Origin of the sequence: Streptomyces sp. NPDC050619, assembly GCF_040654815.1 — a bacterium.
In the GTDB taxonomy this organism is placed as follows: domain Bacteria; phylum Actinomycetota; class Actinomycetes; order Streptomycetales; family Streptomycetaceae; genus Streptomyces.
In genome coordinates this window covers 114,535-134,048 of record NZ_JBFAIR010000021.1, presented here as the reverse complement: position 1 = coordinate 134,048, position 19,514 = coordinate 114,535, and the positions used below count along the sequence as shown (strand labels likewise).

Below are 19,514 nucleotides of genomic sequence, written 5' to 3'. Positions count from 1 at the left end.
AACCATGGAGCACACCGAACGAGCCGGACAGCCGGAGCAGCCCGAACAACTGGACTGGTTCCGGCAGCAACCCCTCCACCCCACCACTCCCCGTACCGATGCGGACCCTGTCCACACCGTCTGGCAGCTCCCGCGCTTCCGCCTCGGCAGCCGGCGCTTCACGGGACGCATCGACCACGCCCTGGTCTGCGTCACGAAGCAGGGATCGTACGAGACCTTCCCACCGCCCGAGAGGCCCACGTCCGTACGGCGCTACGTCGCCCTGTACGAGGTGGACATGGACCCCCACTCCTTCCAGCTGAACGTCCCCCTGCCCAGCCTGGTCGACAGCTTCGAGTTCGAGGTCACCGCCGATGTCACCTGGCGTGTCCTGCACCCGGCGCAGTTCGTCCGCAGCAAGGAGCGTGACGTTCCCGGCCTCCTCACCCGGGAGCTGCTGCCATTGATGCGGAAGGCCAGCCGCGGCCATTGCATCGAGGAGAGCGCCGGAGCCGAACAGGCCGTGCGGCTCGCGGTGGAAAACGCCTCATGGCTCGGCGAAGCACCAGGTCTGCGGGTCGGCTGCTCCGTACGCCTGCGCCGCGACGCCACCGAGCGCTCCCACCAGGCCCGGTTGCGGACCGCCCGGCACGAAGCGGAGGCGGCGGAGCCGGAACACGAGGCGTCCAGGCTCCGCGAGACGTTCGAGGCACAGCGCAGGGCCGAGCAGATCCAGTTCTACGAGTCCACCCTGGCCCGGGGCGGCACCGCCGCACTCGCCCTGCACCTGGCGGCGCATCCCGAAGAGACCCGGCTGGTCCTGGAACACCTTCAGTCCGGCCGGCACAAGCTGGTGGACACCCAGCTGCACCTGATCGACCAGGCCCTGGAGAGCAAGCGGCTGGAGGACCACCAGCTCGATGTGCCCCACCAGCTCATCGCCGAGCGCATGACGGCGATCCTGCGGGCAACGGCACCCTCCGAAGGCGACGAACCCGCGCCACCACACCCTGCGATTCCGCCCCAGTCGGCACCCGGCGGACGGCCGGCAGACGACTCTCCCCGATCCGCTCTGTTCAAGGACCCCCCGGAGTCCGGCACATGATCCCGGCGACGGTGGCGCCGGACGACCCACGGATACAGGTGGGCGTCCAGCTACTCGCCGACCTCCGGACCGAGATCGCTCGTGCCGATGCCAAGGCCACGGTCCTGGTCGGGGTGCTCGGCATCACGGCGGGCGGGCTGGGCACGCTGCTGAGCGACCGCCGCTGGAGCCCGGTCGGGCTCTCGACGCCGGCCGCCGTGCTCTGGTGGGTCGGATCGGCCACGTTGGTCGCCGCTCTCCTCGCGCTGTTGCTGGCCGTGATACCCCGCTATCGCACCAGCGGCTGGGCCCCCGGCCAACCGCTCACCTACTTCGGCGACATACACCGCGCCGCCCGGGTCGGCCACCTCACCACAGCCCTCGCGGAGACCGGCAGCGACCCCGTCCACGGCCTGTTCGTAGCCCTCGCCGAGACGAGCCGTATCGCCGCCCGTAAGCACTTCTGGATCCGGACCGGGGTCGTCGCATTCGGCTGCGCGGCGGTACTGCTCCCCGGATCACTGCTCCCCGCCTGAGGAGAGCCCCCTCACCCGAGGACAACCTCGTCCCCGCTCCACTCACATTCGAAGGAACCGCCATGCCCATGCCGTACGAGCCCGAGGAACCGGAGAAACCGCAAACGCCCGACCCCGACGACGGACTCCTCCGCCGTCCCGGCCGTATCCACATCGCCGCCCGCCAGCGCGGCGCGGATGCCACCACCCTCGGCAGCCTGGCGCTCCACTTCCCGCACGTGCTCGCCAGCCTGGCCGTCGTCTTCGCGGCGTCGTACGTGATCGACATCCTGCGCGGCCCGCCCTGGTGGATCCCGCTCGGTGCCTGGGCGCTCAGCGGGGTCCTGGCCTTCCATCGGCCCAGCGAGCGTCTCATCGCGCGGTGGCTGCTCGGTCTGCGCCACCCCGCCCCGGACGAGGCACGGAAGCTGCGGTCGGTCTGGCGTGAGGTCACCGCTCGTGCGGGTGTGGCCGGAGATGCTTACCAACTGTGGGTCGAGGACAGCCACGAGATCAACGCCATGGCAGCGGCCGGCCACATCGTCGGCGTGACCAGTCACTCGCTGAGCACGCTGCCGCCAGCCCAGCTCGCCGCCGTACTCGCCCACGAGCTGGGCCATCACACCCGGGGACACGCGTGGGCCTCGCTGCTGGTCTTCTGGTACGCGCTGCCGGGACGTCTCGCGTGGCGTCTGCTGCTCCGCCTGGCCGCGTGCATCGACCGCCTCTCCGTGGGCGCGGCGGCCGTGGTAGTCGGCCTTTTGGGCGCTGTCGTGATCGCGCTGGCGACGGCCACGTACGGTCTGGTGTTCCTCCCCTTCGCCACGCCGTATCTGGCGGCCGCTCTTTCCCGTCGCTCGGAGCTCCGGGCCGACGAGCACGCGGCAGGTCTCGGTTTCGCGCAGCAGCTGATGGCCGTACTGCACCTGGAACGCGAAAAGGAGCTGACAGAACGATCTGGCGCCGCGGCCATGGGTATCCCGTTCGCGAGGGAGGGGGTGATCTCGCGGCTGCTCGACTCGCACCCCGATGTGCACACCCGGCTCCATCACCTGCAGACCCACCTGGACAGCAGGCGCTGACACGCCGAAGGGCGGCCACCCCCGAGGGTGGCCGCCCTTCGACTCAGACAGGCGCTCGCTTACTGGTTGTACGGACCGTAGTCGTAGTCCTCCAGCGGAACGGCCTGGCCGGAGCCCGTGCCGAACGGCGAGTAGTCGATGTCGTCGTAGCCGACGGCCGAGTACATCGCGGCCTTGGCCTCTTCGGTCGGCTCGACCCGGATGTTGCGGTAGCGGGACAGGCCCGTACCGGCCGGGATGAGCTTACCGATGATGACGTTCTCCTTGAGGCCGATCAGGGAGTCGGACTTGGCGTTGATCGCCGCGTCCGTCAGGACCCTGGTCGTCTCCTGGAAGGACGCCGCCGACAGCCAGGACTCCGTGGCCAGCGAGGCCTTGGTGATGCCCATGAGCTGCGGACGACCGGAGGCCGGGTGACCGCCCTCCTGGACCACACGACGGTTCTCCTGCTCGAACTTCGAGCGCTCGACCAGCTCGCCGGGCAGCAGCTCGGCGTCGCCGGACTCGATGATCGTCACGCGGCGCAGCATCTGCCGGATGATGATCTCGATGTGCTTGTCGTGGATCGACACACCCTGCGAGTTGTAGACCTTCTGGACCTCGCCGACCAGGTGGACCTGGACGGCACGCTGGCCCAGAATGCGCAGCACGTCGTGCGGGTTGGTGGCACCCACGGTGAGCTTCTGGCCCACCTCGACGTGCTCGCCCTCGCTGACCAGGAGTCGGGCGCGCTTCGAGATCGGGAACGCCGTCTCGTCGCTGCCGTCGTCCGGCGTGATGACGATCTTCTTGGTCTTCTCGGTCTCCTCGATCCGCACGCGGCCCTGGGCCTCGGAGATCGGGGCGACACCCTTGGGCGTACGGGCTTCGAAGAGCTCGACGACTCGGGGCAGACCCTGGGTGATGTCGTCACCGGCCACACCACCGGTGTGGAAGGTACGCATCGTCAGCTGGGTACCGGGCTCACCGATGGACTGGGCGGCGATGATGCCGACCGCCTCACCGATGTCGACCAGCTTGCCGGTGGCCAGCGAACGGCCGTAGCACATGGCGCAGGTACCGACGGTCGACTCGCAGGTCAGGATCGAACGGGTCTTGACCTCCTCGACGCCGTGGTGCACCAGCTGGTCGATGAGCACATCGCCGAGGTCCACGTTGGCCGGCGCGATCACCTTGCCGTCGATGACGACGTCCTCGGCGAGCATGCGGGCGTAGACGCTGGTCTCGACGTCCTCGGTCTTGCGCAGCACGCCGTCGGCGCCGCGCGAGGCGATCTTCAGCTTCAGACCGCGCTCGGTGCCGCAGTCCTCCTCGCGGATGATCACGTCCTGCGAGACGTCCACCAGCCGACGGGTCAGGTAACCCGAGTCGGCGGTACGCAGGGCGGTGTCCGCGAGACCCTTACGGGCACCGTGGGTGGAGATGAAGTACTCCAGCACGGACAGGCCCTCACGGAACGAGGCCTTGATCGGACGCGGGATCGTCTCGTTCTTGGCGTTCGACACCAGACCACGCATACCGGCGATCTGACGCATCTGCATCATGTTGCCTCGTGCACCCGAGTTCACCATCATGAAGATCGGGTTGGTCTTCGGGAAGTTCTCGTTCATGGCCTCGGCGACTTCGTTCGTCGCCTTCGTCCAGATCGCGATGAGTTCCTGGGTGCGCTCGTCCTTGGTGATCAGACCGCGCTCGTACTGCTTCTGGACCTTCTCGTCCTGCGCCTCGTACCCCTTGACGATCGCCTTCTTCGCCTCGGGAACGACGACGTCGGAGATGGCCACGGTGACGCCGGAACGGGTCGCCCAGTAGAAGCCGGACGCCTTCAGGTTGTCGAGCGTCGCCGCCACGATGACCTTCGGGTAGCGCTCGGCGAGGTCGTTGACGATCTCCGAGAGCTGCTTCTTGCCGACCTCGTAGTCGACGAACGGGTAGTCCTCGGGCAGCAGCTCGTTGAAGAGCGCACGGCCCAGGGTCGTCCGCAGGCGGAAGGTGTCACCCTGCTGCCACTCCGGCTCGCCCTCCTCCTGCGCCGGCGGGGTCCAGCCGCGCGGCGGGATGGTGCCCACCGGGAAGCGGATGTCCACGCGCGACTGGAGAGAGAGCTCGCCGGCGTCGAACGCCATGATCGCCTCGGCCACGGACGAGAAGGAGCGGTCCTCGCCCTTGACGTTGCGCATCTCGCCGTCGGTGGTGAGGAAGAACAGACCGAGGACCATGTCCTGGGTCGGCATCGTCACCGGACGGCCGTCGGCCGGCTTGAGGATGTTGTTCGAGGACAGCATCAGGATGCGGGCCTCGGCCTGCGCCTCCGCGGACAGCGGCAGGTGTACGGCCATCTGGTCGCCGTCGAAGTCCGCGTTGAACGCGGTGCAGACGAGCGGGTGGATCTGGATGGCCTTGCCCTCGACCAGCTGCGGCTCGAAGGCCTGGATGCCGAGGCGGTGCAGCGTGGGCGCACGGTTCAGCAGAACCGGGTGCTCCGCGATGACCTCTTCCAGGACGTCGTACACGACCGTGCGGCCGCGCTCGACCATCCGCTTGGCGCTCTTGATGTTCTGCGCGTGGTTCAGGTCGACCAGGCGCTTCATCACGAACGGCTTGAAGAGCTCCAGCGCCATCGCCTTCGGCAGACCGCACTGGTGCAGCTTCAGCTGCGGACCGACGACGATCACGGAACGCGCGGAGTAGTCCACACGCTTGCCGAGCAGGTTCTGACGGAAGCGGCCCTGCTTGCCCTTGAGCATGTCGGACAGCGACTTCAGCGGACGGTTGCCGGGGCCCGTGACCGGGCGACCACGACGGCCGTTGTCGAAGAGCGCGTCGACGGCCTCCTGAAGCATGCGCTTCTCGTTGTTCACGATGATCTCGGGCGCACCGAGGTCAAGGAGTCGCTTCAGGCGGTTGTTCCGGTTGATCACACGGCGGTACAGGTCGTTCAGGTCGGAGGTCGCGAAGCGGCCACCGTCCAGCTGCACCATCGGGCGAAGGTCCGGCGGGATGACCGGCACGCAGTCGAGGACCATGCCCTTGGGGCTGTTGGTCGTCGACAGGAACGCCGAGACGACCTTGAGCCGCTTGAGAGCACGGGTCTTCTTCTGGCCCTTGCCGGTACGGATGATCTCGCGAAGCCGCTCGGCCTCTTCGTCCAGGTCGAAGGACTCCAGGCGCTTCTGCAGCGCCGCGGCACCCATCGAACCGTCGAAGTACGTGCCGAAGCGGTCACGCAGCTCGCGGTAGAGGAGCTCGTCGCCCTCCAGGTCCTGGACCTTGAGGTTCTTGAACCGGGTCCACACCTCGTCGAGCCGGTCGATCTCGCGCTGCGCACGGTCGCGCAGCTGCTTCATCTCCCGCTCGGCACCTTCGCGCACCTTGCGGCGTACGTCGGCCTTGGCGCCCTCGGCCTCCAGCTCGGCCAGGTCGGTCTCGAGCTTCTTGGCGCGGGCCTCCAGGTCGGAGTCGCGACGGTTCTCGACCTGCTGCCGCTCGACGGAGACGTGCGCCTCCAGGGAGGGCAGGTCGCGGGTGCGGCGCTCCTCGTCGACGAACGTGATCATGTACGCCGCGAAGTAGATGACCTTTTCCAGGTCCTTCGGGGCGAGGTCGAGCAGGTAGCCCAGCCGCGACGGAACGCCCTTGAAGTACCAGATGTGCGTGACGGGCGCGGCCAGCTCAATGTGGCCCATCCGCTCACGGCGCACCTTGGCGCGAGTCACCTCGACGCCGCAGCGCTCACAGATGATGCCCTTGAACCGGACACGCTTGTACTTGCCGCAGTAGCACTCCCAGTCCCGGGTCGGACCGAAGATCTTCTCGCAGAAGAGTCCGTCCTTTTCGGGCTTGAGCGTGCGGTAGTTGATCGTCTCGGGCTTCTTGACCTCGCCGTGGCTCCACTGACGGATGTCGTCAGCGGTGGCCAGACCGATCCGGAGCTCGTCGAAGAAGTTGACGTCGAGCACTATGCGTCAATCCCTCTCAGGGTTGTAAGTCTTTTGGGTCTGATACGGGGGTCCAGGGGCCGGCCGGAGTTCCTCACCAGGTTCTCCGGCCGGACTCCCGTCAGACCTCTTCGACGCTGCTCGGCTCGCGCCGGGACAGGTCGATGCCAAGCTCCTCCGCTGCGCGGAAGACGTCCTCGTCCGTGTCGCGCATCTCGATGGACATGCCGTCCGAGGACAGCACCTCCACGTTGAGGCAGAGCGACTGCATTTCCTTGATGAGGACCTTGAAGGACTCGGGAATGCCGGGCTCAGGGATGTTCTCGCCCTTGACGATGGCCTCGTAGACCTTCACGCGGCCGGTGACGTCGTCGGACTTGATGGTCAGCAGTTCCTGGAGGGCGTATGCGGCGCCATAAGCCTCCAGCGCCCACACCTCCATCTCACCGAAGCGCTGGCCACCGAACTGGGCCTTACCACCCAGCGGCTGCTGGGTGATCATCGAGTACGGACCGGTCGAGCGGGCGTGCAGCTTGTCGTCGACCAGGTGGTGGAGCTTCAGGATGTACATGTAGCCGACCGAGATCGGCTCCGGGAACGGCTCGCCGGAGCGGCCGTCGTACAGCGGTGCCTTACCGGTGGGGAGCACCATGCGCTCGCCGTCGCGGTTCGGGATCGTGTGCTGCAGCAGACCCGCGAGCTCGTCCTCGCGCGCACCGTCGAAGACGGGGGTTGCGACGTTCGTGCCCGGGTCGACCCGGTCGGCCTCGATGGCCTGCAGGCGCTGCGCCCAGTCGTCCCCGAGCCCGGAGACGTCCCAGCCGCGGCTGGCGAGCCAGCCGAGGTGGATCTCCAGGACCTGTCCCGGGTTCATCCGGGACGGGACGCCGAGCGGGTTGAGGATGATGTCGACCGGGGTGCCGTCCTCCAGGAACGGCATGTCCTCGATCGGCAGGATCTTGGAGATGACACCCTTGTTGCCGTGCCGGCCGGCCAGCTTGTCGCCGTCCGTGATCTTGCGCTTCTGCGCCACGTAGACACGAACCAGCTGGTTCACGCCCGGCGGCAGCTCGTCGCCCTCTTCACGGTCGAAGACGCGGACGCCGATGACCTTGCCGATCTCGCCGTGCGGCACCTTCAGCGAGGTGTCGCGCACCTCGCGCGCCTTCTCGCCGAAGATCGCACGAAGCAGGCGCTCCTCCGGGGTCAGCTCGGTCTCACCCTTGGGCGTGACCTTGCCGACCAGGATGTCGCCGGCGACGACCTCGGCACCGATACGGATGATGCCGCGCTCGTCGAGGTCGGCGAGGACCTCCTCGGAGACGTTCGGGATGTCCCGGGTGATCTCCTCGGGGCCGAGCTTGGTGTCACGGGCGTCGACCTCGTGCTCCTCGATGTGGATCGAGGAGAGGACGTCGTCCTGCACGAGGCGCTGCGACAGGATGATCGCGTCCTCGTAGTTGTGACCCTCCCACGGCATGAACGCGACGAGCAGGTTCTTGCCGAGCGCCATCTCGCCGTTCTCGGTGGCCGGGCCGTCGGCCAGGATCTGGCTCTCGATGACCCGGTCGCCCTCGTTGACGATGACCTTCTGGTTGACCGAGGTGCCCTGGTTGGAACGGGCGAACTTGGCCAGGCGGTACGTGATGTACGTGCCGTCGTCGTTGGCGGTGGTGATGTAGTCCGCGGAGACCTCCTGGACGACACCCGCCTTCTCGGCCTTGACCACGTCGCCGGCGTCGGCGGCGGAGCGGTACTCCATGCCGGTGCCGACGAGCGGGGACTCGCTCTTGATCAGCGGCACGGCCTGACGCATCATGTTCGCGCCCATGAGGGCACGGTTGGCGTCGTCGTGCTCCAGGAACGGGATCATCGCGGTCGCGACCGACACCATCTGGCGCGGCGAGACGTCCATGTAGTCGACGTCGTCGCCCGGGATGTAGTCGACCTCGCCGCCACGACGGCGGACCAGGACGCGGGCCTCGGTGAAGCGCATGTCGTCGGACAGCGTCGCGTTGGCCTGCGCGATGACGAACCGGTCCTCTTCGTCGGCCGTCAGGTAGTCGACGTCGTCGGTGACGACACCCTCGACGACCTTGCGGTACGGCGTCTCGATGAAGCCGAACGCGTTGACCCGGCCGTAGGAGGCGAGCGAGCCGATCAGACCGATGTTCGGGCCTTCAGGCGTCTCGATCGGGCACATGCGGCCGTAGTGCGAGGGGTGAACGTCACGGACCTCGAAGCCGGCCCGCTCACGGGAGAGACCACCCGGGCCGAGGGCGTTGAGACGACGCTTGTGCGTCAGGCCCGACAGCGGGTTGTTCTGGTCCATGAACTGGGACAGCTGGCTGGTGCCGAAGAACTCCTTGATGGAGGCGACGACCGGCCGGATGTTGATCAGGGTCTGCGGCGTGATCGCCTCGACGTCCTGCGTGGTCATGCGCTCACGCACGACGCGCTCCATACGGGCGAGACCCGTACGGACCTGGTTCTGGATCAGCTCGCCGACGTTGCGGATACGACGGTTGCCGAAGTGGTCGATGTCATCGGTCTCGACCATGATCGAGCGACCGGACTCGCCGACCGTCTCGGTCTCACCGGCGTGCAGCTTCACCAGGTACTTGATGGTCGCGATGATGTCCTCGACCGTCAGGATGCCCGCGTCGAGCGGAGCCTCCCCACCCAGCTTCTTGTTGACCTTGTAGCGGCCGACCTTGGCGAGGTCGTAACGCTTCGGGTTGAAGTAGAGGTTCTCGAGCAGGGTCTGCGCGGCCTCACGCGTCGGGGGCTCGCCCGGACGCAGCTTGCGGTAGATGTCGAGCAGCGCGTCGTCCTGGCCCTGGGTGTGGTCCTTCTCCAGGGTGGCGCGCATGGACTCGTACTCGCCGAACTCCTCGAGGATCTGCTCGGTGGTCCAGCCGAGAGCCTTGAGCAGGACGGTGACGGACTGCTTGCGCTTGCGGTCGATGCGGACACCGACCATGTCGCGCTTGTCGATCTCCATCTCCAGCCAGGCACCCCGGGACGGGATGACCTTCGAGGAGAAGATGTCCTTGTCGGACGTCTTGTCGATGGAGGAGTCGAAGTAGACACCCGGCGAGCGGACCAGCTGGGACACCACGACACGCTCGGTGCCGTTGATGACGAAGGTGCCCTTGTTCGTCATGAGCGGGAAGTCGCCCATGAAGACGGTCTGGGACTTGATCTCGCCGGTCTCGTTGTTGGTGAACTCGGCGGTGACGAAGAGCGGGGCCGCGTACGTGAAGTCGCGCTCCTTGCACTCGTCGATGCTGTTCTTGGGAGGCTCGAAGCGGTGGTCGCGGAAGGTCAGCGACATCGACCCGGAGAAGTCCTCGATCGGCGAGATCTCCTCGAAGATCTCTTCCAGACCGGACTTGGTGGGGACGTCCTGACCGGACTCCAGAGCCGCCTCGACTCGAGCCTTCCAAGCGTCGTTGCCGAGCAGCCAGTCGAAGCTCTCGGTTTGGAGCGCGAGAAGGTTCGGAACCTCAAGGGGCTCCTTGATCTTTGCAAAGGAGATGCGCAGCGGGGCGGTGCTGGCGCCGTTGTTCGTATTCGCGGTCGAGGCAGTGCGCGAGGCGGCCAAGAGGGGGTCCTTCCGAGGGCTCGGACTCACTACGCGCGTACCGGTCCCTCTCCCGGACACCACGACAGGCGTTTCCTTCTCCAGCTCAAAAAGCCAGGTCAGGGACGGTCTGTTCGTCGGTGCTCAAGTGAGGGCATGCCCCTGGTGACGGGCAGGGGACAGCTAACAGGCAGCGCAAAGGGTCAGTGTAGCCATTCGGCACACTGATGTCCAGTCCGGGTTTTTTGAGACCCTCGTTGTTCTCGCCACCTGCTCAAGCCCACGCCCTCAATGCACGTTGATACTGCCCTCTTCGTCACCGATCCATGCCTCGGATTCGGATCGTTGTGACGACGCGTCCTGAGAATTGCGCGCTGCGTGCGGTTCGTCAAGGCCCCCTTGCCCGAACCACGTGCCGCGCTCGTCACTTGCAGTCCGCACCGGGGCCGTCCGGAGACACGGTGAAGATCACCATACTCCGCACGAACACAGGTGCAAGGCAGCCGTCGCCGGGTTGCCCGGAACGCCGAAGAGCGACCACCCGGATGGATGATCGCTCTTCGGTGCGTCAGCGTTACAGCCCCTTCGACAGGGCCGTGTCGGCTAGCAAGGGAGTCCTGCGGGACTCCGTGGGGTCACTTGACCTCGACGGAGGCGCCGGCGCCCTTGAGGGACTCGGCGGCCTTCTCGGCGGCGTCCTTGGCGACCTTCTCGAGGACCGGCTTCGGAGCGCCGTCCACGAGGTCCTTGGCCTCCTTCAGACCCAGCGAGGTCAGCTCACGCACGACCTTGATGACCTGGATCTTCTTCTCGCCGGCACCGGTGAGGATGACGTCGAACTCGTCCTGCTCCTCCGGGGCCTCGGCAACGGCGGCCGGGCCGGCCGGGCCGGCGACGGCGACCGCGGCGGCGGCGGTGACGTCGAACTTCTCCTCGAACGCCTTCACGAACTCGGAGAGCTCGATGAGGGTCATCTCTTCGAACTGCGCGAGCAGGTCATCCTGGCTGAGCTTCGCCATGAGGGGCGATCCTTCCACTAATTCGGCTGGTGCCGTGTGTACATGTCTGGCGGGCGTACGTTCGGCCCGCTACGACCGTCGCCTCAGGCGGCGTCGGTCACTGCGCGAGCCGAATTACTCGGCACCGCCCTGCTCGGCCTGCTTGGCACGAAGCGCGTCCACGGTGCGGACGAGCTTCGAGGGGAGCGCCTGGAAGAGCTGAGCAGCCTGGGACTGCTTGCCCTTGAACGCACCGGCCAGCTTGCTGAGCAGAACCTCGCGGGACTCGAGGTCCGCAAGCTTCTTGATCTCGTCGGCGGACAGCACCTTGCCGTCAAGGACACCGCCCTTGATGACGAGGTTCGGGTTGTCCTTGGCGAAGTCACGAAGACCCTTCGCCGACTCCACCGGGTCACCGGTGACGAAGGCAACTGCCGTCGGACCGTTGAACAGGTCGTCGAGCGTCGAGATCCCGGCCTCGTTGGCCGCAATCTTGGTCAGCGTGTTCTTCACCACGGCGTACTGGGCGTTCTCACCGAGCGACCGGCGCAGCGTCTTGAGCTGCGCCACAGTGAGACCCCGGTACTCGGTCAGCACGGCGGCATTCGAGCTACGGAACTGCTCCGTGAGCTCGGCCACCGCGGCAGCCTTGTCGGGCCTTGCCATAGAGCGTCGGCCTCCTTCCGGGTGATGACGACCGCTCGGAAGGGGCTGGGACAAACGAAACGCCCCGGCGCAGGCGCACGGGGCGTAGCTCGACCGTTTTTCGCGGCGTGAGCAGCGAACTCCGGGAGCACTTCCACAGTCACCTACGCGGGTCGTCCGCAGTTCAGCGGATCCTTCGGCCACCGCGCCCTCTTACGAGCACACGGCAACGACCAGCGGTCTTTGGCTTCTGTAGGAGAGTACGCGACCGAATCGCCGGCAGGCAAATCCGGTCGTACGACGCTCAGCTCTGGGCGTCCTTCATCATTTCGGCGAGGTCGACGGTGTCCTTGGCGGGCGGGGCAGTGACGGTCACCGGCTCGTTGACACCGAGGAAGGTGATGGTCATGTCCATCGGGCCCTTGTCGGCCTCGCCGCGCATGCGGAACTGCTTGGTGTGGTCGTCGCCGTCGACCCACATGTCCATCGTGAGCTTGTCGACGCCCTGCTTCTCGTACTGTTCGATGCTCTTCTCGCGCCGCTCGCGGGTGGCCTTGTCCTCGTCCTTGAGGGCGGTCTGGAGTTCGTCGAGGGTGACGGTGCCCGAGTAGCGGGTCGTCTTGACGCCGTCGACGGTCTCCGTGCCGACCTTCTTCACGTCCTTGGCGCCGGTGAGGAAGGTGGACTCGGCCGCCGGGTTCTGGCTGGCCTGGCTCCCCATCCCGCCACTGCCCAGGGCGTTGCCCGCAGCCCCGGAGAGATCGAACTTCATCCACTTCTTGCCGTCCATCTCCTTGGCGACGGCACCCCCGCCCAAGTACATGGCCTGGTCCACGAGCCTGATCTCGACCTTGCCGTCCGCCCCCTGGTCCAGCGCGTTCATCTTCATGCTCATGGCGACCGAGGGCTTCAGGCTCATCGAGGCCTCGGCCTCGACCCGACCCTCCACCGGGACCTTGCCGGTCATCCGGTAGCGGAAGGAGGTGATGTCCTCCGTGTTCTTCGCCGCCTTGGCGACGGCCGCCGCCGGTGTCATCCTCGGCGACTCGTCGCCCTTCGCACATCCCACCGCGCCCGCGGCGAGGAGCAGAGCGGCCAGCCCGGCGCCGGTCGCTGTACGGCGCACGGAGCTACGTAAAGAAGTAACCATCGATTCCCCCCAAGGAACACATGGAATATTCACAACAAGGCATTGAGCGTATCCCAGGAGGTGTGAAGGGGCCTCAGATTTGCCTGGGGCTCAAGAGGTGCCCCCGGCCCCGCCCTGCCTCTCCAGCAGGTCCCTGAAGTCCTCGGTGTCGTCGGCCGGGGGCTCCTTCGCCGAGACCTTCAGTCCGTAGTCGCTGTAGTAGGCGGTCTGGGTCAGCTCGCCGGTCGCCATACGGGCCTTCTCGACCTTCTTGACCAGCAGGTCCTGCCCGTCGACCCAGATGTCGACGGTCTCGGTGGTGACGCCGGCCTGTTCGAGCTGCTTCCTCAGCTCCGCGTCGGAGACGTCCCCCACCTCCACCGTGCCGGAGTAGTGCGTCGTGGGCCGTCCGTCCACCGTGTCCTCGCCGATGGCCCGCACGTCCGCGGAGTCCAGCAGCAGCTTCACCGACTGGTTCGGCGTGGTGTTGAGCAGCTGGTCCCCGAAGTTCACACCGCCGCCGAGGGCCTCCAGGTCGTCGTACGCGTACTTGAGCCAGTGCTTGCCACCGGCCTTCGCGGCGAACTGGTCGCCCATCCGCGCGTAGTAGGCGTCGGACAGATAGCGGGCCTCCATCGACGTGATGCCGAGGCCGCGCATCGCCTCGGCGGTCGTGCCGCCGGTGTACGTGATCGTCAGCGTGCCGGTGAGGCCGTGGCGCCAGCCGAGGGCGCCGTCGGCCTCGAGGGACAGCTCGGTGCCCATGACCGTCGTGGACCTCACCCGGGCCGACTCGGCCCGGTCGGTGGAGCGCTCCACGGAACGCAGGGCCGTCAGGGAGGCGGAGGTCCCCTCGCGGTCCCCCTCGGGCGGTCCGGAGGACCGGGCGGAGGTACAGGAGGCCGTCCCCGTCAGCGCGGCCGCCACCGTGACCAGGAGCGCCAAGCGGCGCCTCGTCGTGCACTTCATTCGTCCCCCCGGTGCCATGTCCCCTGTCCGCACGCTAGCCCAGGGCACGGCGCCCACACACGGGAACGGGCCCCGCACCTCGGAAGGTGCGGGGCCCGTCGCCGACTGGGGCGAGCCGTGGGGCTCAGACCGCGGCCGGGTCCTCCTCGACGAGGAGGTTGCGGGTGCGGTTCGAGTCGAGCTGAATGCCGGGGCCGATCGTGGTGCTGATCGTGGCCTTCTTGATGTAGCGCCCCTTGGCGGCCGACGGCTTCAGACGAAGGATCTCGTCCAGCGCGGCGCCGTAGTTCTCCACCAGCTTGGTGTCCTCGAAGGACGTCTTGCCGATGATGAAGTGCAGGTTCGAGTGCTTGTCGACGCGGAACTCGATCTTGCCGCCCTTGATCTCGTTGACGGCCTTGACGACGTCCGGGGTCACGGTGCCGGTCTTCGGGTTCGGCATCAGACCACGCGGGCCGAGGACCCGGCCGAGGCGGCCGACCTTGCCCATCAGGTCCGGGGTGGCGACGACGGCGTCGAAGTCCAGACGGCCCTTCGACACCTCGTCGATCAGCTCGTCGGAGCCGACGATGTCGGCGCCCGCGGCGAGTGCGGCCTCGGCACGGTCACCGGTCGCGAAGACCAGGACCCGGGCGGTCTTACCGGTGCCGTGCGGGAGGTTCACGGTGCCACGGACCATCTGGTCGGCCTTGCGCGGGTCGACACCCAGGCGGAAGGCGACCTCGACGGTGCCGTCGAACTTGCTCGTGGAGGTCTCCTTGGCGAGACGGACGGCCTCGAGCGGGGCGTACTGCTTCTCCCGGTCGATCTTGGCGTCCGCAGCGCGGAGAGACTTGCTGCGCTTGCTCACTACTGCTCCTGGTGTTCTGAGGAGTCGTGGTGCGGGCCGAGCAGGCCCTGCCACGGGTTTAGTCGTACGAAGTTGAGGTCAGCCCTCGACCGTGATGCCCATGGAACGGGCGGTGCCGGCGATGATCTTCGACGCGGCGTCGAGGTTCTCGGCGTTGAGGTCGGGCATCTTGGTGGTGGCGATCTCACGGACCTGCGCCTGGGTGATCTTGGCGACCTTGGTCTTGTGCGGCTCGCCGGAGCCCTTCTCCACGCCCGCGGCCTTGAGGATCATCTTCGCGGCCGGCGGCGTCTTGGTGATGAAGGTGAAGGAACGGTCCTCGTAGACCGTGATCTCCACCGGGATGACCCAACCGCGCTGCGACTCGGTCGCGGCGTTGTAGGCCTTGCAGAACTCCATGATGTTGACGCCGTGCTGACCCAGCGCGGGGCCGACCGGCGGAGCCGGGTTCGCGGCACCGGCCTGGATCTGGAGCTTGATAAGCCCCGTGACCTTCTTCTTCTTGGGAGGCATTCCGGGTCCTCTTCCTACTTCCTGGATTCCTGTTGCCCAAGGGCAACCGCACCACGATAAGCGACATCGCGGTGAGGCACGAAACCGAGCAGGTCAGGCCAGCTCCGGGAGCCGACCTGACCTGGACGGAAAATGTGCGGCGAGCTAGTTCTTCTGAATCTGGTCGAAGGACAGCTCGACGGGGGTCTCGCGGCCGAAGATCTCGACGAGGCCCTTGACCTTCTTCGAGTCGGCGTTGATCTCGTTGATGGTCGCCTGAAGGGTGGCGAAGGGGCCGTCGGTGACGGTGACCGAGTCGCCGACCTCGAAGTCCAGCACCTGGACCTCGACCTTGCGCTGCGGAGCCGGCTTGCCCTCGGCCTCGGCGGCCTCGCGGGCGGCCTTCTCCTCGGCCTCCGGGGCGAGCATCTTGACGATCTCGTCCAGGGTCAGCGGATACGGGTCGTAGGCGTTGCCCACGAAGCCGGTGACACCGGGGGTGTTGCGGACGACGCCCCAGGACTCGTTCGTCAGATCCATGCGCACCAGCACGTAGCCGGGGAGCTTGTTCTGACGGATGGTCTTGCGCTCGCCGTTCTTGATCTGCGCGACCTCTTCCTGCGGCACCTCGGCCTGGAAGATGTAGTCCTCGACGTTCAGCGAGACGGCGCGCTGCTCGAGGTTGGTCTTCACGCGGTTCTCGTAGCCGGCGTACGTGTGGATGACGTACCACTCGCCGGGGAGCGTGCGCAGTTCCTCGCGCAGGGCGGTGACGGGGTCGACCGGCTCGGCCTCGGCCTCTTCTTCGGCCTCGGTCTCTTCCGTCGCTTCAGCGTCGGCCTCTTCGGCTTCCGCCTCGACCTCGGTCTGAGCCTCGTCCTCGTCCTCGACGTGCAGAGCGGCTTCCTCGGCGGGCTCGCCCGCCTCGGCGTCGGCAGCCTCGGCCGCGTCCAGGTCTTCGTCCGCGCCCTCGACGACGTCGAGCTCGTCTTCAACGGACTCGTCCGGTTCGACGGTCTCGTTCAGGTTCGGGTCAGACACTGTGGCTGCTTCTTCCTGGATACATGGGGGTGGAACATGCGAAAGGGGCGCCGGTGACGGCGCCCTTCGCTCTCGGCTCAGCCGAAGACGTACTTGGCTGCGTGGTCGAGCCCATAGTCAATCACGGTCACCAGGCCGATCATGATGATGACGAATACGATCACCACGGTCGTGTACGTCATCAGCTGGCTGCGCGAAGGCCAGACGACCTTGCGAAGCTCGGCGACGATCTGGCGGTAGAACAGCGCAAGACGCTTCAGCGGGCCCTTCTTGGCGCGCTTGCCGCCCTTACGAGTCTTCTTCTGGGACTCCGGCGCCTCGTCCTGGGCATCAGGCATGTCGATGGAGCCCACGGCGTCCGTCACTCGTCCTCACCTGATTCCGGGTCGTGGCCGTGCCGCGCCCGGTCTGAGCCGCACGGCGATACATTACTGAACGTACATGCGCACACCTGGCGAAGGTGTGTGTAGCAGGGCCGGAGGGACTTGAACCCCCAACCGCTGGTTTTGGAGACCAGTGCTCTACCAATTGAGCTACGACCCTTTGCGTGTCCACCAACGTACCGCATCCGACCGAGTGCTCGGAGTGCACCGGTTGAGCGCAGCCCACTGAAGGCCAACGAGGTGTGAGTGTACGTGTTCCGGGGCCGGTCGTCGAACAGAAAGCGCCCGCCCGGGCCCTGGCCACGGAAGATCGGCCAGCTTGGCGGCCGGATCCGGATGGTTGTTCAGTTGTTGTTCAGTCTGTGAAACCCGCGTGCCGGGGGAGTTTCCGGTCTGAAACGATGGGCCCATGAGCGCTGCAACCCCTCCCACCGAGCGCCGGGTCTCCGCCCGAGTCGGCGCGATCTCCGAATCCGCCACTCTCGCCGTGGACGCCAAGGCCAAGGCTCTCAAGGCCGCCGGGCGTCCGGTGATCGGCTTCGGCGCCGGCGAGCCCGACTTCCCGACCCCGGACTACATCGTCGAGGCCGCCATTGAGGCCTGCAAGAACCCGAAGTACCACCGCTACACCCCGGCCGGCGGTCTGCCCGAGCTGAAGTCCGCGATCGCTGCGAAGACGCTGCGCGACTCCGGCTACGAGCCGGACGCCTCGCAGATCCTGGTGACCAACGGCGGCAAGCAGGCCATCTACGAGGCCTTCGCCGCGATCCTCGACCCGGGCGACGAGGTCATCGTCCCGGCGCCGTACTGGACGACGTACCCGGAGTCGATCCGTCTCGCCGGCGGCGTCCCGGTGGAGGTCGTCGCCGACGAGACCACCGGCTACCGCGCCTCGGTCGAGCAGCTGGAGGCGGCGCGCACCGAGAAGACGAAGGTCGTCCTCTTCGTGTCGCCGTCCAACCCGACGGGCGCTGTCTACACGGAGCCGGAGACCGAGGCCATCGGCCGCTGGGCCGTCGAGCACGGCCTGTGGGTGATGACCGACGAGATCTACGAGCACCTGGTCTACGGCGACGCGGTCTCGGTGTCGCTGCCCGCGCTCCTGCCCGAGCTGCGCGACAAGTGCATCGTCGTCAACGGTGTGGCCAAGACCTACGCCATGACCGGTTGGCGGGTGGGCTGGATCATCGGCCCGAAGGACGTCGTCAAGGCCGCGACCAACCTTCAGTCGCACGCCACGTCCAACGTGTCGAACGTGGCCCAGGTCGCCGCGCTCGCCGCGGTCTCCGGCAGCCTGGACGCCGTCGCCACGATGCGCGAGGCCTTCGACCGGCGCCGCAAGACCATCGTGCGGATGCTCAACGAGATCGACGGCGTGCTCTGCCCGGAGCCCGAGGGCGCCTTCTACGCGTACCCGTCGGTGAAGGGGCTGCTGGGCAAGGAGATCCGCGGCAAGCGCTCGCAGGACACGGTCGAGCTGGCCGCGCTGATCCTGGAGGAGGCCGAGGTCGCTGTGGTGCCGGGTGAGGCCTTCGGTACGCCGGGGTACCTGCGGCTGTCGTACGCGCTGGGGGACGAGGACCTCGTCGAGGGTGTCAGCCGGATTCAGAAGTTGCTGGCGGAGGCCAGGGACTGAGTCTCGTCTCAGGGCATCCACTGACGAACTTTCGTCAGTGGATGCCCTGTTTCTTTGTGCGAGCAAGACCACGAACGGGGAAAGCGCTACCGGGACAGCCGTGACGTACGGCAGGATCCTGGAATGGAGCGTGTACGTGATGTCTCTGAGCTGCCCAAAGCCCATCTGCACCTGCACTTCACCGGGTCGATGCGGGCCGCCACCGTGCTGGAACTGGCCGACAAGTACGGTGTGCGACTGCCCGACGCGCTGACCGAAGCGCTGACCAGCGGGGAGCCGCCGAGACTGCGGGCGACGGACGAGCGGGGCTGGTTCCGCTTCCAGCGGCTGTACGACGCGGCGCGCTCGTGCCTGCGGGAGCCCGAGGACATACAGCGACTGGTGCGGGAGGCCGCGGAGGAGGACCTCAGGGACGGCTCGGGCTGGCTGGAAATCCAGGTGGACCCGACGTCGTACGCCCCTCGGCTGGGCGGTCTGATCCCGGCCTTGGAGATCATCCTGGACGCCGTGGACACGACGATGCGGGAGACCGGCCTGGGGATGCGCGTCCTGGTCGCCGCGAACCGTATGAAGCACCCGCTGGACGCCCGGACGCTGGCCCGGCTGGCGGTGCGGTACGCGGACCGGGGTGTGATCGGTTTCGGCCTCTCGAACGACGAGCGCCGGGGCATGGCGAGGGACTTCGACCGCGCCTTCGCCATCGCGCGGGAGGGCGGTCTGCTGTCGGCGCCGCACGGCGGCGAGCTGTCCGGCCCGTCGTCGATCCGGGACTGTCTGGACGACCTGCACGCGAACCGGCTGGGGCACGGGGTGCGGGCGGCGGAGGATCCGTGGCTGCTCAAGCGCCTGGCGGAGCGGGGTGTGACGTGCGAGGTGTGCCCGGCGTCGAACGTGGCCCTGGGCGTGTACGAGAAGCCGGAGGACGTTCCTCTGCGGACCTTGTTCGAGGCGGGCGTCCCGATGGCCCTGGGCGCCGACGACCCGCTGCTCTTCGGTGCCCGCCTCGCGGCCCAGTACGAGATCGCCCGCCGGCACCACGCCTTCACGGACGCGGAACTGGCCGAGCTGGCCCGCCAGTCGATCCGCGCTTCAGCGGCCCCTGAGGACACGAGGGAGAAGCTGCTGGCGGGGGTGGACGGCTGGCTGGCTTAGTTCTGGCTCTGGCTGGCTCTGGCCTGTGTTCTGGC

15 protein-coding genes and 1 tRNA gene are annotated in these 19,514 nt (G+C 67.2%); 5 read left to right on the top strand and 11 right to left on the bottom strand.

The genetic code is table 11. The annotated features are described in order from the left end of the window. The first annotated feature begins 4 nt into the window (after positions 1 to 4). The 3 genes from AB0I77_RS31060 to AB0I77_RS31050 all read left to right on the top strand — a co-directional run bounded on the left by AB0I77_RS31060 (position 5) and on the right by AB0I77_RS31050 (position 2,660). Positions 5 to 1,084 (top strand): hypothetical protein, encoded by a 1,080-nt coding sequence (locus tag AB0I77_RS31060; RefSeq protein WP_363286046.1) that lies wholly within the window; start codon positions 5 to 7, stop codon positions 1,082 to 1,084. Continuing rightward, a complete protein-coding gene (locus AB0I77_RS31055; protein WP_363286045.1) occupies positions 1,081 to 1,599 on the top strand; it encodes a Pycsar system effector family protein in 519 nt (172 codons plus the stop codon). Before AB0I77_RS31060 ends, AB0I77_RS31055 begins: the two co-directional genes overlap by 4 nt. A gap of 68 nt (positions 1,600 to 1,667) precedes the next feature. Beyond that, the gene (locus AB0I77_RS31050) at positions 1,668 to 2,660 is read left to right on the top strand and encodes a M48 family metalloprotease (RefSeq protein WP_363286095.1); all 993 of its coding nucleotides are present in this window, start codon (positions 1,668 to 1,670) and stop codon (positions 2,658 to 2,660) included. 59 nt (positions 2,661 to 2,719) lie between these two features. Here the strand turns inward: AB0I77_RS31050 and AB0I77_RS31045 are convergent, their stop codons facing one another. From AB0I77_RS31045 to AB0I77_RS30995, 11 genes are all read right to left on the bottom strand, one after another. Next, positions 2,720 to 6,619 (bottom strand): DNA-directed RNA polymerase subunit beta', encoded by a 3,900-nt coding sequence (locus tag AB0I77_RS31045; RefSeq protein ID WP_363286044.1) that lies wholly within the window; start codon positions 6,617 to 6,619, stop codon positions 2,720 to 2,722. Between the two features lie 100 nt (positions 6,620 to 6,719). Then, positions 6,720 to 10,205 carry a DNA-directed RNA polymerase subunit beta gene (gene rpoB, locus AB0I77_RS31040; RefSeq protein WP_363286043.1) on the bottom strand — a complete coding sequence of 1,162 codons (3,486 nt, stop codon included), beginning with the start codon at positions 10,203 to 10,205 and terminating at the stop codon, positions 6,720 to 6,722. A gap of 614 nt (positions 10,206 to 10,819) precedes the next feature. Further along, on the bottom strand, positions 10,820 to 11,203 hold the full coding sequence (rplL, locus tag AB0I77_RS31035; protein ID WP_363286042.1) for a 50S ribosomal protein L7/L12: 384 nt from the start codon (positions 11,201 to 11,203) through the stop codon (positions 10,820 to 10,822). A 114-nt stretch (positions 11,204 to 11,317) separates the two neighbouring features. After that, complete coding sequence (rplJ, locus tag AB0I77_RS31030) at positions 11,318 to 11,848, bottom strand: 50S ribosomal protein L10 (protein ID WP_363286041.1); 531 nt, start codon at positions 11,846 to 11,848, stop codon at positions 11,318 to 11,320. Positions 11,849 to 12,131: 283 nt separating this feature from the next. Beyond that, a complete protein-coding gene (locus tag AB0I77_RS31025; protein WP_363286040.1) occupies positions 12,132 to 12,977 on the bottom strand; it encodes a DUF1396 domain-containing protein in 846 nt (281 codons plus the stop codon). A gap of 90 nt (positions 12,978 to 13,067) precedes the next feature. Next, positions 13,068 to 13,925 carry a hypothetical protein gene (locus AB0I77_RS31020; RefSeq protein ID WP_363286039.1) on the bottom strand — a complete coding sequence of 286 codons (858 nt, stop codon included), beginning with the start codon at positions 13,923 to 13,925 and terminating at the stop codon, positions 13,068 to 13,070. A gap of 124 nt (positions 13,926 to 14,049) precedes the next feature. Then, positions 14,050 to 14,775: a 50S ribosomal protein L1 gene (rplA, locus tag AB0I77_RS31015; RefSeq protein WP_363286038.1), complete on the bottom strand. Its 726-nt coding sequence runs from the start codon at positions 14,773 to 14,775 to the stop codon at positions 14,050 to 14,052. 78 nt (positions 14,776 to 14,853) lie between these two features. Further along, on the bottom strand, positions 14,854 to 15,288 hold the full coding sequence (rplK, locus tag AB0I77_RS31010; protein WP_363286037.1) for a 50S ribosomal protein L11: 435 nt from the start codon (positions 15,286 to 15,288) through the stop codon (positions 14,854 to 14,856). 144 nt (positions 15,289 to 15,432) lie between these two features. After that, positions 15,433 to 16,308, bottom strand: a complete 876-nt coding sequence (gene nusG / locus AB0I77_RS31005) for a transcription termination/antitermination protein NusG (RefSeq protein WP_363286036.1) — start codon at positions 16,306 to 16,308, stop codon at positions 15,433 to 15,435. 77 nt (positions 16,309 to 16,385) lie between these two features. Beyond that, on the bottom strand, positions 16,386 to 16,673 hold the full coding sequence (gene secE, locus AB0I77_RS31000) for a preprotein translocase subunit SecE (RefSeq protein WP_363286035.1): 288 nt from the start codon (positions 16,671 to 16,673) through the stop codon (positions 16,386 to 16,388). 105 nt (positions 16,674 to 16,778) lie between these two features. Continuing rightward, positions 16,779 to 16,851 (bottom strand) — tRNA-Trp (locus AB0I77_RS30995). Between the two features lie 249 nt (positions 16,852 to 17,100). On the opposite strand from AB0I77_RS30995, the gene AB0I77_RS30990 reads away from it, so the two are divergent. Together AB0I77_RS30990 and AB0I77_RS30985 are read left to right on the top strand one after the other, a co-directional pair. Beyond that, positions 17,101 to 18,327, top strand: a complete 1,227-nt coding sequence (locus tag AB0I77_RS30990) for a pyridoxal phosphate-dependent aminotransferase (RefSeq protein ID WP_363286034.1) — start codon at positions 17,101 to 17,103, stop codon at positions 18,325 to 18,327. 123 nt (positions 18,328 to 18,450) lie between these two features. Continuing rightward, the gene (locus tag AB0I77_RS30985; protein ID WP_363286033.1) at positions 18,451 to 19,479 is read left to right on the top strand and encodes an adenosine deaminase; all 1,029 of its coding nucleotides are present in this window, start codon (positions 18,451 to 18,453) and stop codon (positions 19,477 to 19,479) included. Positions 19,480 to 19,514: the final 35 nt, after the last annotated feature.

What these genes read in the sequence shown, in the direction of transcription:
- AB0I77_RS31060 (WP_363286046.1), top strand. Translation starts at nt 5, where the DNA reads ATGGAGCACACCGAACGAGCCGGACAGCCGGAGCAGCCCGAACAACTG.
- AB0I77_RS31055 (WP_363286045.1), top strand. Translation starts at nt 1,081, where the DNA reads ATGATCCCGGCGACGGTGGCGCCGGACGACCCACGGATACAGGTGGGC.
- AB0I77_RS31050 (WP_363286095.1), top strand. Translation starts at nt 1,668, where the DNA reads ATGCCGTACGAGCCCGAGGAACCGGAGAAACCGCAAACGCCCGACCCC.
- rplL (WP_363286042.1), bottom strand. Translation starts at nt 11,203, where the DNA reads ATGGCGAAGCTCAGCCAGGATGACCTGCTCGCGCAGTTCGAAGAGATG.
- rplJ (WP_363286041.1), bottom strand. Translation starts at nt 11,848, where the DNA reads ATGGCAAGGCCCGACAAGGCTGCCGCGGTGGCCGAGCTCACGGAGCAG.
- AB0I77_RS31025 (WP_363286040.1), bottom strand. Translation starts at nt 12,977, where the DNA reads ATGGTTACTTCTTTACGTAGCTCCGTGCGCCGTACAGCGACCGGCGCC.
- AB0I77_RS31020 (WP_363286039.1), bottom strand. Translation starts at nt 13,925, where the DNA reads ATGAAGTGCACGACGAGGCGCCGCTTGGCGCTCCTGGTCACGGTGGCG.
- rplK (WP_363286037.1), bottom strand. Translation starts at nt 15,288, where the DNA reads ATGCCTCCCAAGAAGAAGAAGGTCACGGGGCTTATCAAGCTCCAGATC.
- AB0I77_RS30990 (WP_363286034.1), top strand. Translation starts at nt 17,101, where the DNA reads ATGAGCGCTGCAACCCCTCCCACCGAGCGCCGGGTCTCCGCCCGAGTC.
- AB0I77_RS30985 (WP_363286033.1), top strand. Translation starts at nt 18,451, where the DNA reads ATGGAGCGTGTACGTGATGTCTCTGAGCTGCCCAAAGCCCATCTGCAC.